The sequence below is a fragment of the Frateuria sp. Soil773 genome (assembly GCF_001428405.1).
Lineage (GTDB): Bacteria > Pseudomonadota > Gammaproteobacteria > Xanthomonadales > Rhodanobacteraceae > LMSL01.
Genome location: NZ_LMSL01000010.1, coordinates 67,625 through 81,752, shown reverse-complemented (window position 1 = coordinate 81,752; position 14,128 = coordinate 67,625). Strand labels below are relative to the sequence as shown.

The 14,128-nt window shown below is 70.8% G+C and carries 8 protein-coding genes; all 8 read right to left on the bottom strand.

Translation table 11 applies throughout. The annotated features are described in order from the left end of the window. Nucleotides 1-44: 44 nt before the first annotated feature. Entirely contained in the window at nucleotides 45-1,286 is a 1,242-nt protein-coding gene (locus ASG87_RS05410) for an FN3 domain-containing metallophosphoesterase family protein (protein WP_082582760.1), read from the bottom strand. Continuing rightward, nucleotides 1,279-3,858 carry a hypothetical protein gene (locus ASG87_RS05405; protein WP_056001972.1) on the bottom strand — a complete coding sequence of 860 codons (2,580 nt, stop codon included), beginning with the start codon at nucleotides 3,856-3,858 and terminating at the stop codon, nucleotides 1,279-1,281. The genes ASG87_RS05410 and ASG87_RS05405 overlap by 8 nt, the downstream gene beginning before the upstream one ends. 268 nt (nucleotides 3,859-4,126) lie before the next feature. Further along, nucleotides 4,127-7,021, bottom strand: a complete 2,895-nt coding sequence (locus tag ASG87_RS05400; protein ID WP_200949000.1) for a TonB-dependent receptor — start codon at nucleotides 7,019-7,021, stop codon at nucleotides 4,127-4,129. Between the two features lie 242 nt (nucleotides 7,022-7,263). Then, complete coding sequence (locus ASG87_RS05395; RefSeq protein ID WP_056001967.1) at nucleotides 7,264-8,754, bottom strand: hypothetical protein; 1,491 nt, start codon at nucleotides 8,752-8,754, stop codon at nucleotides 7,264-7,266. A gap of 3 nt (nucleotides 8,755-8,757) precedes the next feature. Beyond that, nucleotides 8,758-10,776, bottom strand: a complete 2,019-nt coding sequence (locus ASG87_RS05390) for an enterotoxin (RefSeq protein WP_235499570.1) — start codon at nucleotides 10,774-10,776, stop codon at nucleotides 8,758-8,760. Between the two features lie 139 nt (nucleotides 10,777-10,915). Further along, nucleotides 10,916-11,848: a 1-phosphofructokinase family hexose kinase gene (locus tag ASG87_RS05385; RefSeq protein ID WP_056001965.1), complete on the bottom strand. Its 933-nt coding sequence runs from the start codon at nucleotides 11,846-11,848 to the stop codon at nucleotides 10,916-10,918. Further along, nucleotides 11,845-12,786 (bottom strand): carbohydrate kinase family protein, encoded by a 942-nt coding sequence (locus ASG87_RS05380; protein ID WP_056001961.1) that lies wholly within the window; start codon nucleotides 12,784-12,786, stop codon nucleotides 11,845-11,847. Before ASG87_RS05380 ends, ASG87_RS05385 begins: the two co-directional genes overlap by 4 nt. Then, the gene (locus ASG87_RS05375; RefSeq protein ID WP_200948998.1) at nucleotides 12,783-13,949 is read right to left on the bottom strand and encodes a tagatose-6-phosphate ketose isomerase; all 1,167 of its coding nucleotides are present in this window, start codon (nucleotides 13,947-13,949) and stop codon (nucleotides 12,783-12,785) included. The genes ASG87_RS05380 and ASG87_RS05375 overlap by 4 nt, the downstream gene beginning before the upstream one ends. Nucleotides 13,950-14,128 lie beyond the last annotated feature (179 nt).

Genomic DNA, 14,128 nt, shown 5'->3' with positions numbered 1-14,128 from the left:
CGGCGCCTGTGGGCGCCGCTTCCATCGTCCAGCCGGCCGGGAACCTACTTGGTGCGCCGCTCCAGCGTGAAGGCGTCGACCAGCTTGCCGGCGCTGTCGGTCACCCGCACCTTCAGCGTGTGCTCGTCCGCTTCCACGCGCGCCACCTGGTCCTGGCCCACCACCAGGATCGGGAAATCGTTGCCGCGTTCGCCGGGCTTGATGTGCATGAAACGATGCACGTGGCCGGCGATGAACAGGTCGACCTTGGCCTCGTTGGCGAGCCGCGTCCATTCGGCGTTGTCGCCGCCGGTCCAGCCCCAGTTGGGCTGGTGGCCGAGCACCACGGTGAACGGCGCGCTGCGGGTGCGCTCGGCGGCCAGCGCCTGGCCGAAGCGGACCAGGCCCGAGCGGCGGTAGTCGCGCAGGTCGTTGAGGCCGGCGTAGACGTTGGTGTCGTCTGGCTTGTCCTCGCCGGTGTCCACGGCCACGAGGTGCACCGGGCCGGCGTCGCGCTCGAAGTCGAAGCGGTCGTCCTGCGCATGCAGGTAGATGCCGAGCTGGCGGGCGAACGCGCCGCGGTACTCGTGGTTGCCGTGCACGTAGAGCATCGGCAGCGTGCCGCCGAGTTCCTCGGCGGTCGGCCCCAGGAACACGTCCTTGAACTGCTGCTCGCTCACCGCGTAGTTGACCGTGTCGCCCAGGTGCACCACGAAATCCTCCGGCGTCTTGCGGATGTCGGCGAGCAGGGTGCGGATGCGCGGCACTTTCTCGTGGGTGTCGGTGATCGCGGCGAAGCGCGTGCTGGCCTTCGCCGGGTCGAGCGTGGTGAACCGGCCGACCTCGCCCTTCACCGTGTTGCCGCGCTCGGGCCAGTACGGCTTGACCGTCACCACGCGCCGCGACGCCACCTGGTACTGGTAGGTGTGGCCCGGCTTCAGCCCCTCGATCACCACGCGGTGGAAGGTGCCCACGTCCACCAGGCCCTCGTGCTGGGCGACCGCCGTCCGGTCCAGTCCCTGTTCGCCGTAGCGCACGCTGCCGTCGCTGTCGCCGTCGGTCATCCACTCGATCACCACCGAGGTGTCGGACACGTCGAGCAGCAGCGGCGGCATGGTGATCGCCGGGGTGCTGTCCCAGACCTTGTAGGGCGCGTCCGCCTCGTCGTCGTGGAAGGGCTGCCTGGCCTGCTTGGTGGCGGCGGCGGCAGGCAGCGCGAGCAGCAGGCAGGCGAGGGCAAGGGCAAGGCGCGAGGCGAACACGCGCTTCGCCGCGGTGGGCGTGCCTGGCAAATGGAAATCAGACATGGATATCGATCCTCCGGGTGAGGTTGCTTTCGTGGTCGGTGAGAAAGACGGCGTGGCGGCCGCGGTGATGCAGCGGCGGGACGAAGCTCGCCGCCTGGAGGCTGACCTGGCAGACCAGCTCGTCGCGCTCCAGGTGCACCACGCGGATGTGCTGGCGGCGCGCCGGGTCGAGCGCGATCGGGGTTACCGCAAGCTTCGCCGCCGGGCGCGCGTGCAGGGTCTTGTCCAGGGTGATCGGCCAATCGGGATACTGGCCTTGCGGGCCGTCGTCGGGGTCGGCGAAGCGCGGCCAGCAGTGCATCGTCACCTGCTCCCGGCCGGCATCGAAATCGACCACCGCGTAGCCGGTGGCGCGGTCGTACAGCAGGGCCGGCTCGCGCCCGGTCCGCGCCGGGTTGGCGACCGCATGCACGGTCATGCGGTTGCCGAAGCCATCGCGGAAGTCGCCGGTATAGCGCGGCCGGCCGGGCAGCGGCCGGTGCTCCGGGCCGACCGGCGGCCACCAGCGGCGCGGCCAGATGTTGCCCAGCGCCGGGCCGCTGAAGGCGAAGCCGCTGTCGCCGTAGTCGTCCACGCCGTACTGCACCACCGAGGCCATGTGCTGGTCGCCGGTCATGTGCAGGGTGAAGTTCTTGCGCAGCAGGCGCAGCACGTCGTCGCGCCGGTTCTGCGGCCAGCCGTTGCTGTCCATGTCGCGGGTGGGCGCGTCGCCCTGCACGTAGCTGCCCGGCTCGGGGATCGCCAGCTTCGCGGTCACCTCGTCGTCCTTCGCGCCGGCCGGCAGGGTCTGCAGGCAGCAAAGGGGCGTGGCCGAGAGCAGCACCTTGAAGCGGGTGCTTTTCTCCCAGCGGTGGTTCCACCAGCCGAGGAACTGCATCTGCCGCTCGCCCAGCAACTGCGCCTGCAGCCAGTGCGTGCGCGCCGGGTCGTAGTCCGGGTTCTGCGCGTAGCCGTTCCACACCTTGGCCTCGGGCGGCAGGACGTCCTTCGGCACGGACTTGAACTTGCGGTCCTCGACGATGCCGAAGCTGACGCCGGCGTATTCCCAGTGCGTGTAGTAGACGCCGATGCCCTGCCCCACCGGCGCCGGATCGTAGGGATCGGGCATGTGGCTGGTCTGGGTGATCTGGGCCATGTTCACCCAGCCGGCGGGCATCTTGTAGCCGCCCGAATCCTGGATGTCCGCCTCGCTTCCGCGCTCCACCGCCGGCCGGCCGCCGCAGCCCCACAGGTTGCCGTGGTACATGTCGTGGTCGTCGAGCAGGAAGGCCGAGGGCATCGCGCGGAAGACGTCGCGGTAGCTCCAGCCGAACTGGATCCACTTGCGCAGGTAGTCCAGCGTGGACTGTTCCAGCGGGTGCTTCTGGATGCCGAAGCCGCCGTTGGCCTCGTAGAACTGGTCGCCCACGAACAATGCCAGGTCGCCGTGCTGCTTGAGCACGTTCGCCACCACCTCCTCGTCGGGAAAACCGATGTCCCAGTTGCAACTGAACAGCAGCGCGCGCACGCGGCCCTCGCCGGACGGCTCCGCGGCGATGCGGCCGGCGTAGGCGTACTCGCGCTCGCCCGCGTCCTTCAGCGGCAGCGCCAGGCGCACGCGATAGGCGCAGTCGGTGCGCGCATCCCAGCCGGGCACGCGGAAGGCCGCGACCCGCGCCAGCGGATGCGGCACGGCACTGGCCACGCGCTGCCAGCGCCCGTCGCGCTCGATCTCCAGCACGGCGGGCAGCCCGGGCCGGTCGATCGGTGCGAGCTGGGCGGAAAGCTTCAAGGTGCCCGCATGCACCGTGTACTGGGCGAAATAGACCGCGCCGAACGCCTGTTCCGGCCGATGCAGCAGGCGGCCGCCCTCGACCCGGGCCCATGCGAAGGCGACCGTGGATGCGGGCGCCTGCACGTCGCGGGGATGCGCGTGGCTGAGCAGGGCGATGTTGCCCTGCCAGCCCGCATCCTGCGGTTCGGCGCGCAATTCGCCAAGCAACGCGCCGTGGAGGTCGAGCGCCTGCAGCGTCGCCGGCGCGCCGGCCTGCGCATCCACCGCGAGCCGCAGGCGTACCCCGCCGCGCCAGCGCGCCGGATCGATGGCTTCCGCGGCGCGCACGGCGCCGACGAACAGGACGCCGGCGCGGGTGATGCCGACGTCCACGCCCTTGCCGGTGACGATGGCCGAACGGTAGTTGTCGCGGTAGCGCCCCTGCACGCCAAGCCGGAAACCGGCGGCGTCGCGCGCGTCGCCGCCGGCGCCTGCAAAGCGCAGCGACGCTTCGGCGACGAACGGCTGCGCCGCGCCGCCGAGCTGGTGGGTGAGCACATGCACGGTGCGGTCCGGCCCGTCGTGCAGGCAGACCAGTTCGCCGTCGCGGATGCACCAGTCCTGCAGGCGCTGCGCCCACAGGTCCTCGCCCGTCCACGGCATGTCCGGCAGGCGATGCCACTGGCTGGCGAAACGCCCGGCATCGCTCGATAACCCGTCGGCGGGCGGCCCGTGCGCCGTGGCGGAAACCGCCGGGCGCGCCAGCGAAAGCGCGGCCGGGCCGAGCGCCATGCCCTTGAGCAGGTCGCGGCGGCGCATGCCTAGCGCCGCCCCGCCTGCGCGATGAAAGCCGCCGTTGCGCGCGTGGCACCCTCGGCGAATGCCGCCACCGGAAGCACCGGCGCGGGTTGCACGATCCTGTTCACGGCGAAGTCCCCTCCTTCGATCCGCATCCGCTGCCTGCGGCCGTGCCGCCGGACGGCACCTTTCGAATGCCGGCGACGGCTGCCGCCTGCACGGCGCCCGCGGGCGCCGCATCCCCTCGTCCTCCCGGGACGGCATCGCGCCGCCCCGGGAACCCTTCCGATCAGTAGTCGTACGTGATCGAGAAGCGGGCGTAGCGCGGTGCCTGCTTCAGCCGGGGCGTGCCGTACAGCGCATTCGGCGTGCCCGCGGAATCGGCGTAGTAGTTCGGGAAGATGTTGGTCACCACCTGGCTGTTGAACACGTTGAACACGTCCAGGTGCAGCCCCAGCCGGTGCGCGGCGAAGGCCGGCGTGTAGCGCACGCCCATGTCGACCTGGCGGAACCACGGCAGCCGGCCGGTGCTGCCCGGCGGCGACGGCTTGTTGTCGCAGTAGTGGTAGGACGAACCGTAGCCTGCCGGATCCTGGAAGCCCGGGAACAGGCCCAGGCAGACCTTGGGATTGCCGGACTGCAGCCTCACGCTGCCGGACACCATCCACTCCGGGTTGATCTGGTAGTAGCCGAACGCCTTGATCTGGTGGCGATGGTCGTTGCCCTGGTCGCCGTTGCTGTACACCATGATCGGTGCGTTGTCCCAGTCGGCCGATTCCTGCGGGCCGTCGGACTGCACGTCGGACTGGGTCATGCCCTCGGTGTTGCCGTAGCTGCGCGAGAGCACGTAGCTGACCCTGCCGTACCACTTGCCGTCGAACGGATGCTCCAGGAAGCCCTCCAGCGCGTAGTAGTTGCGCCGCAGCTTCGGGAAGCCGATTTCCTTCCGGCTGAGCTTGATGTCGTGGTAGTTGCCCGCGCTGTCCCTCACCACGAAGGTGTTGCCGCTGCCGGCGTTGATCAGGTAGCAGCTGTTGACCGAGCTGACGTCGTAGCCGCGCGCCTTCGCCTCGGCGGTGATCGCGCCCACGGCGCAGAAGTCGTCGATGGCAGAGCGCAGGACGCGGCGGGTGGCCTTGGCGCCGTACACCCAGTTCGGGCCGATCGTCTTGCTGAAGCCGAGCATGTACTCGTCCTGGTACATCGACTTCAGGTTCTTGGCCGTCACCGTCTTGTTGTCCGGCACCTGGCCGAACTTGTTGTTGGCCGACACCGGCGGCGACATCGCGGTCAGGTCGTAGGGCGTGCCGTCGGCGTTGATGCCGCCGTAGGTGAAGTACTGCGTGGTCGACACGCTGCCGCTGCCCGCGCTCAGCGCCGGCTCCAGCGGCGAGGCCAGGAAGTAGCGACCCACGTTGCCGTACACCTTGAAGCTGGAATCGCCGTCCACGTCCCAGGCGAAGCCGAGGCGCGGGGCCCACTGGTTGGTTTGCTTGATGTACGCCTTGCCGACGGCGTTGTAGTTGGTGAACTGGTCGTTGCGCAGGCCCAGCGAGAGCAGCAGCCTGTCGCTGACCTGCCAGTTGTCCTCGAGGTACTGCGCGTGCTCGGTGGTGCGTACGCTGGCGACGCGGTAGAACACGCCCTTGGTCACGTAGTAGCCGTCCTGCCCGTTCGGGAAGTCCGCGGTGGCGCCCACGCCGAGGCCGGTGCTGAGCGGGTTGTTCGGATTGGTCGTGTGGTTGTACGCCCAGGTGTAGCCCGGGCCGGAGCTGCGCCCGCCCTGCTTCAGCGCCGCCGCCGTCAGGTTGTCGATGCCCGCGGTCAGCGTGTGGTCGCCAAGCCGGTACTCCAGGCTCACGCGCAGGTTGGTGGTGCGGTTGCCGCGGCCGGGATCGTTGATCTGGTTGACCGTCTGGTCGTTGTAGCGCGGCGAGCCACCCACGTAGGCCGGGTTCTGGTTGGCGATGCCGGACACGTAGGTCAGGTCGGGGTTGTAGCCCACCGGCTCCTGGAAGGCCGTGGTATGCAGCTTGCCGTACAGGGCGGTCAGGGTGAGGTCGTCGGTGAGGTAGCCGGTGTACTTGGCCGTCCACAGATTGCCGCCGGTCTTGGTGTTCTGCGCATAGCCCACCAGGTCCGTGCGTCGACCGGCCTCGTAGTCGTAGCCGTACAGGTCGGCCGAGTACTCGCGCTTGCTGGACGCGCCGGTCAGCTCGAGGATGTTGCTGTCGTTGATGTTCCAGTCCAGCTTGCCGTACCACTTGGGCATCTTGTAGCGGTACGCCTGGTCCGGGTTGGTGCCGTACGGCCCGACGATGCGTCCTTCCTGCTTGGCCATCTCGGCGGAGGCGAAGAAGAACAGCTTGTCCTTGACCAGCGGGCCGCCCACGTAGGCGTCGTAGGTGGTGACCCAGTGGTTGTTCTTGCTGCTGGGCTGGTACAGCGCGCCGGTCTTGGCGTCGGGCGGCAGGCCGTTGTGGTAGTAGACATTGCCGGGGGCGGCGCGTGCGGCTTCCGGCTCCCAGCTCGCCTGGCCGCCGAAATGCCACTCGTTGCTGCCGCGCTTGCCGACCATGTTGATCACGCCGCCGTCGGAGCGGCCGTACTGCGCGCTGTAGCCGCCGGTGTAGACCTCTTCCTGGTCGATCGAGCCGTACGGCAGGGTCAGGCCGCCCTCCGACTTCAACTGGTCGGTGGTGTTGAAGCCGTTGATGTAGTACGCGTTCTCGTTGGCGCCGGCGCCGCCGAAGCTGGCCAGCGAGCCGCCGGTGGCGGTGGTGAAGCCGCCGGTGTTGTCGGCCACGCCGGGCGCGAGCAGCGCCGCCGCCTCGGCAGTGAAGCCCAGCGGCAGCTTGCGCAGCTGCTCGGCGGTGACCACCGTGCGCGAGTCCACGCTGGTGACGTCGATCTGCGGCAGCGCGTTGGCCGTGACATTGATCCCGGCAAGGTTCTGCGCGCTCACGTTGCCACCCGTCGCTGCTTCCGCATTGAACGACACGTCGGTGGCCTGACCCACCCGCAGGCTCACGTTGCTGCGCGTCTGCGCCACGGCGCCGTTGTGCTTGAGCGTCACCGTGTAGCTGCCCAGCGGCAGCTGGTTCACCGCGTAGCGGCCGCGGCTGTCCACCGGCACCTCGCGCTGCAGGCCGCTGGTGCTCTGCACCGTCACCGTCTCGCCCATGCCCGCAGGCACCTGGCCCACGATGCTGCCGGTGGTGGACTGCGCGTAGGCGCCGCCGCTGGCCAGGCCCANNTCGCGATCAGCAGGCACAGTCTTTTCCTGTTCATCGATTCACGCTCGTACATGTTCACACCTCANCCCCGTTGTTCGGATAAAAAGCCCAGCTAGCCATTCGAAACACCTTGCATCCCTCTCCCACGCCGGCATCGCCGGCAAGCAGCGGCCTCCCCTGGCCGAGCTCTTCAAACGGAACGATCCAGCCGCAGCCATGCGGCGCTGCCGCGCGGCAGCGCCACGCGGCAGTCGCCGTTCGCATCGGCCGCGACGGCGCTGCCGGCGGCAGCGCCGTCGACGCCTTCGAGGACGATGCCGTGGCGGCTCTCCAGCGACGGCGCGGACAACCGCATCAGCCGTCCCGCGCCGTAGCCGCGCAGACCGCTCACCGCCACCGCGGCGTCGCGCGCGGCGTCCTTGTTGACCAGGGCCAGCAGCAGCGCACCGTCGCGCTGCGCGGCATAGGCGGCGAGGTTGGCGCCGCCGGCGTCGAGCCGGCCCGGCAGCATCCGCGCGCCGGCGAACTGCTGCGCCAGGCGCATGCCGTGGTACAGCGGTCGCGGCTGAAAGCCGAGCGCGGCGTCGCCGGCGATCGCCGAGTAGCGCGAGGTGACCGCGTCGCGCCGCGCCGACAGTTCCGCGCCGGTCGCGCCGGCGGCCGCGTCGCGGCCCAGCGAGGCTTCCACCGATTCCAGCGTGCCGCCGTGGAACTGGATGCCGGCCACGCCGCGCTGCGCCAGCGCGAGCATGAAGTCCGCGCCCCACAGCGCCGAGGCGAACACGTTGCTGACGCCGTCGCGGCCGCCGAAGTAGTAGGAGTTAGCCTCGCTGAGATGGAACGGCAGCCGCGCTGCGTCGGCCGCCTGCATGATCTGCCCGACCTCGCCGAGGAATTCGGGATCGCCGCCGAGCAGGTCCGTGATCGAGCCCTTCGGCGCCGCGTCGCGGTAGTAGTGGCGGCTGAGGAAGACATTCTCCCTGCCGTGCCGCCGCGCGTATGCGATCACCCAGTCGGTGTTGGCGCCGCTGTCGGGACCGGCGATGGGCACGCCGGCCGCGCGGATCGCCGCGGCGTACGGCATCCACGCCGCCTCGAAGGCGGCGTAGTCCGCCTCGTAGTTGTTCGCCTCGTTGCCGATCTGGATCGCCAGCAGGCGGTCGCCGACGGCGCGTTGCACGGCCTTGGCCAGTTCCGCCGCCATCGCCGGCACGCCGATCTTCAGGTTCACGCCGAACACCAGCTTCCAGCCGGTGGCGTGCAGGAAGCCGGCCAGCGCCTCGAGCGCCTCGGGCCTGAGCACGAACGGCCGCTGCGGCCCGCCCTTGCGCGTGCGCTGCACCGGCAGCTCACCGCGGTAGCCGCTCCAGATCGTGTAGTCGCTGGTATTGCCGCCGATGCGCAGCACGCCGTGCGGGTTGAGCGCGCGGAACAGTTCCACCAGGGCGTGGTTGTCGGCCGAGAAGAACGCCGGGTCGGCCAGTTGCAGCGTCTCGTAGCTGAACCCGGCAAGCATGTCGCTGACCCTGCGGCCGGGCCGGGCCGTCTCCACCGCGAAGCGGGCCTTTACCGGCGCGGCGGCCGGCACGCGCTCCGCGGCGAAGGCAAGCCCGCCGCAGGTGGCCGCCAGCGGCAGCAGCGCGGCGGCCTTCAGCAGGTTGCGGCGGGTCGCGTCGGCCATGGCTCAGTGCCCCGCCACCGGCGTCAGTTCCAGCGTGAGCACCTCGAACGGTGCCAGTTCGATCGTGCCGGCATGGTCCGCGTCGAGCCGTGCCGGCACCTTGCCGCCGCCGGTCTCCCACACGTCGCGCACGCTGAAGCGGCGCGCGGCATCCGCCGGCAGTTCGAGCTGGCGCTGCAGGTCGAGCACCGCGACCTGCGCCCGCGCGTCGGGATTGCGCAGCGTGACGATCGCCTTCGCCGGCGACCATGCCGCCCAGCCGTACACGTCCAGCCGCCCGGGGTTGCCGCCGATCCAGTGCGTGTCGCGCAACACGTCGGCGTTGGCGCGCGACCACTTCGCCGCGTCGGCCAGCGTGTCCCAGTCCTGCCCGCTCAGCAGCGAGGGCGTGACGTACAGTTCCTGCAACTGGGTGCCGGTGGCGAAATACGAACGCACTTCGTTGGCGAAGTCGTGGCCCGGGTCGGTGTTGAGGTAGCGGTTCTCCTTCGCGTAGATGATGCCGTGGAGCATCAGCGAGTTGATCGGGAACAGCGGCCCCTTGACCACGATGTTGTCGTAGGTCTGCTGGTCGCGGTAGGTGATCCAGCGCTCGCGCGTGCTGCCCACGCCGGTCTCGCTGTCGTCCTCGCCGTCGCGCCAGATCGAATCGGCGTAGCGCAGCCAGAACGGCGACGCCATGGTGCCGGTGGTGAGGTTGATGAAGAGGTCGGGCTTGGCCGCGCGGATGTCCTCGATCAACTGGATCGCCGCGCCGAAGTCGCTGTCGAACACGCTGCCCGGGAACACCTTGTCGGCGTTGCCGGTGCCGTCGAACTTGAACTGGTTGATGCCGTCCTTGCGCACCAGCTCCATCACCGCGTCGTGGAAGCGCTGGTAGTACTTCGGGCCGGACAGCGCCAGGCCGCTGCCCATGATCTCGTAGCCGGCCTTGGCGCCGCGCTCGGCGCGCTCCTTCGCCGGCGGGCCGTAGCCGCCCCATGGCGACAGCCACATGCCCGGCGCCGCGCCGTACTTCGCCGCGGCGTCGCGCAGCGGCACGAAGCCGCGCGGGAAATCCTTGCTGAAATGCCAGCTGCCGCTGCGGTCGTCCCAGCCGTCGTCGAACAGGAACGAATCGAGCTTCACGCCGCGCTTGACGCTCAGCTCCTCGCCGAAGGTGCGGATGCGGTCGAGCGCCTGCGCCTCGGTGTACGGCGTGAAGTAGCCGATGTCGTACCACGAGTTGTAGTGCAGGAACGGCCGGTACGGATGCGCCCGTTCGCGCTCGACGTAGGCGGCGAAGTCGCGCCGCAACTGGTTGCCGTGGGTGGCGCCGACCACCGCCGAATAGGTCACCGACTGGCCCTTGCGCAGCGGCAGCTCGCGGTCGATCCACAGCTTCACCTGGCTGCCGCGCACCTGGCTGTTCGACAGCGGATGCTCGAAGCCGAAATAGTCGCGCCCGGACACCACCGGCGAGCCCGGCACGGTGCCGACCACTTCCGCGTCGGCCGCCTTGGCCTGCAGGAGATCGACCCGCTTGATGCTTTCGTCCTGCTTCAGCGCGGTGACGGTGACGATCTCGCGCAGGTAGTCCGAACCCTCGCGCTGCACCCACTGCCAATCGATGCGGAAGCGGCCGGCGGCGTCGCCGAAGCTGGCCCGCACCGCCTTGCCGGGCAGCCGCTCCGCCGCGCGCGAGGCGCCGGCGTCGGCCTTCAGCGCAACAGTCTCCGGCGGCGCCAGCCATTGCAGGTCCGCCGGCTTGAGCGTGCCGCCGTCGGCCAGCGTCAACTGGAAGGGCGCGACGAGCGGGATCTCGCGGCGGTTGATGCCGTCGACCACCACCATGTCGGCGACGTGGCCGCCGGCGGCGTTCCAGCGCACCGAGACGGCGGCGTTGCCGAACGACGCGGCGCCGTCGGCGAGCGCGCCGCCGCAGGCGGTGGCTGCGGCCAGCGCCAGTGCGGCGCGGACGAGCCGCGAACGGAGCGGCACGCCGCCATGGGCGCGGGCTTGCGGGTGGATCGAGAAAACCATCGGCAGACTTCTCCCGGACGATCCGCGCCGCTCTCCCCGGTGCGGAACTCCTCTGTGGTCGCGGCCGCGCGTCCCTCCCGCAGCCTGTTGTCTCGCTGGCCCGGCAGCCGCCTCGCGGCGGCCGGCCGGGCCTTCGTGTTCAGCCGTCCAGGCGCGCCAGGCGCGCCTGTCCGCGCAGCGCGTCGACGTCGGCGCGCCGCACGTAGCCGGTCTCCAGTTGCATCGCGTTCGCCGCGCCGCAGGCCACGCCCAGCCGCAGCGCCTCGCCCAGCCCGTCGCCGCGCTTCAGGCCCACCGCGACGCCGGCGAGGAAGCAGTCGCCCGAGCCCACCGCGTTGACGCTGTCGTCGATGGCGATCGACGCATGCCACAGCGCGTCGCCGTCGAAGCCGACCGCGCCCAGCGCGCCCAGCGTCACCAGCGGGCGCGCGATGCCGCGCGCGGACAGCGTGCGCACCACCGCCACCGCGTCCTCCACCGTCTCCACCGGGTGGCCGGCCAGCTCGGCGGCCTCGTCGCGGTTGGGCTTCAGCAGGAAGGCGCCGGCTTCCGCCGCGTGGCGAAGCGCCGCGCCGCTGGCATCGACCAGGCACGGCAGCGCCGACTGGTCGATGCCGCGCACCAGTTGCGCGTAGGTATCGTCGGCGAAGCCGCGCGGCAGGCTGCCGGACAGCACCATCGCCTCGCTGCCGTCGGCGCAGCGGCCCAGCAGTTCCAGCAGATGCCTGCGCGCCGGCGCCGCGACCAGCGGGCCGGGATCGAGCATCTCGGTGACGCGCCCGCTGCGCTCGCGCACCGCGATGCAGCTGCGCAGCTCGTCGGCGATCTCCACGCCGTGGAACAGCACGCCGCGCTCGCTGAGCCGGCGCGCGATCAGGTTGCGGTGGATCGCATCGGTGAGGCCGACCAGTTGCACCGGCTCGCCCAGCGCGGCGATGGTCTGCGCCACGTGCAAGCCTTTGCCGCCGGGATACGCCTGCACCTGGCCGGCCCGGCGCACCTCGCCCGGCACCAGCGTATCGATCGACACCAGCCGATCGATCGCGGTGTTGAAGCCGGCCACCGTAATCATGGCGCGCCCGCCAGCAGCGCCTGGATTTCCGCCGCGCCGGCCTGCCCGGTGGTGCCGCCGACGGCGCGGGTGGAAAGGCTGCCGCACGCGCTGCCCCAGCGCATGCACTCGGCCAGCGGCCACTGCCGCAGCCAGGCGTGCAGGAAGCCCGCGTCGAAGGAATCGCCCGCGCCGGTGCTGTCCACCGCATCGACCGCGAACGCCGGGACTTCGCGCAGCTCGCCCGCCTCCAGGCTGGCGCAGCCCGAGCGGCCCAGCTTCGCCACCGTGCGCGTGCGGCCGTTGTCCAGCGCCCGCAGCGCCTCGGCCAGGCTGGCGGCGCCGGTGATCGCCAGCAGTTCCTGCTCGTTCGGCAGGAACACGTCCACTTCGCGCAGGGTGTCGAGCAGGTCGCGCTCCCAGCGCCGCTCGGGGTCGAAGCCCGGATCGAGCGAGGTGCCCAGCCCGGCGGCGCGGGCGCGCGCGAACAACTCGCGCAAGCCCGGGCGCAGCGCCTGCTGCAGGTAGTAGGAGGACACGTGCAGGTGGTCGGCGCCGGCCAGCAGCGCGTCGTCCACCTCATCCGCGCGCAGCGCGGCGATGGCGCCGGGATAGGTCACCAGCGCGCGGTCCTGCGGCGTCGACAGCGATACCGTGATGCCGGTGCGCAGCAAAGCCTCGGGGCGCAGCGAGGCGACGTCGATGCCGGCACCGCGCAGCGCCTCGCGGCAGTAGTCGCCCCAGGTGTCGTTGCCGAGCTTGCCGTGGAACGCCACCGGGTTGCCCAGCCTTGCCAGGCCCATCGCGCAGATCATCGAGGAGCTGCCCGGGGTCATCACGAAATCGTCCGCGATCACCTCCATGCCCGGCGTCGGCGGCGCGTGGCATCCCTTGAACACGAGGTCGACGTTGATCTCGCCGACCACCAAGATGCGTTTCGCGCGCGGCGCCGGCGTCACGTCGCGTCTCCGTGGATGGCGAAGCTCTCCACCACCCGGGTCAGCACGCCCTGCGAAGGCGCGTCCGGCCGGCCGCCCAGGGACAGGCAACGAAAGAACGCCAGCAACTGTGCGACCGCGACGTGCGCGAGCATCGCCGGCACCTCGCCGTGCGCCGCCCCGGCGGGCACCTCGACGACCAGGCCGGCGGGCCCGGCGACGTCGGCGGGAACGCCCTCGCCCACCAGCAGCCGCGGCTTGCCCAGGCCCTTGCGCGACAGCTCGCGCAGCAGGTCGTATTCGTAGGCGCGCACCGCCGGGTCCGGCGACAACAGCGCCACCACCAGGGTGTCCGCGCGCAGGCTGGACATCGGCCCGTGGCGCAGGCCGAGGAAGGTCTCCGCCATCGTGGCGACCTTGCCCCCGGTCATCTCCAGCATCTTCAGCGCACCCTCGCGCGCCGCGCCCAGCGCACCGCCGCTGCCGAGGTAGAGCGCCGCGGCGAAGCCGCCCTGGGCCAGCCGCGCCAGCGCGTCGGTCTGGTGCTCGAACACCTGCTGCACGGCGGCGGCGGCGCGCTCCAGCGTCGCGGCGGACACTTCGCCGGCGCGCCCGAGCAGCAGGCCGGTGCCCGCCAGCAGCAGGTTGGTGAAGCTGCTGGTCATCACCAGGCTGCGGTCGTTGGTGCGCTCGTCCAGCACCAGCACGGTGACGCGCGGGTCGTCGCGGTACTGGGTCGCCAGCCGGCCCTTGGCGTTGCAGGTGATCACCAGGTGGCGCCATGCCGGCGCGTCGCCCAGCAGGCGGCTGACCACGCCGCAGCTCTCCGGGCTGTCGCCCGAGCGGGCCAGCGAGATCAGCAGGCCCGGCCCCGGCGGCAGTACGCTGCGCCAGTGCGTGAGCAGGGTGCCGCCGGCGATCGCCTGCACCGGCAGGCCGAGGCCCGCCTGCAGGCTCGGCGCCAGGCACTCGCCGATGTACATGGAGCTGCCCGAGCCGGTGAGCACGACCTGCGCCGGCGCCGGGTCCAGCACGGCGGCGAGGCGCTGCCGCACCTCGGGGCGCCGCAGCAGCTCCGCCGTGCCGCGCCAGGTCTCCGGCTGCTGCAGGATCTCGCGCAAGGTATCGGCATAGCCGGCGTCCTGCTGCTGCGCGAGCGGACGCGACTGCAGCGCCGCCAGCATCAACGAATCTTTCGTTTGCTTATCAAGTATTGACATTTTGCCCAAATCACTCGAATGTGAAACCATCCGATCACGGATTCCAGGGTATTCGAAATGAAACAAAGCTTACAAGCCCCTTCGAAAACTTCCGAAGCGNCCCGCCTGTGGCGCCTGCTTTATGGCTCGGGCCCGCGTAACGG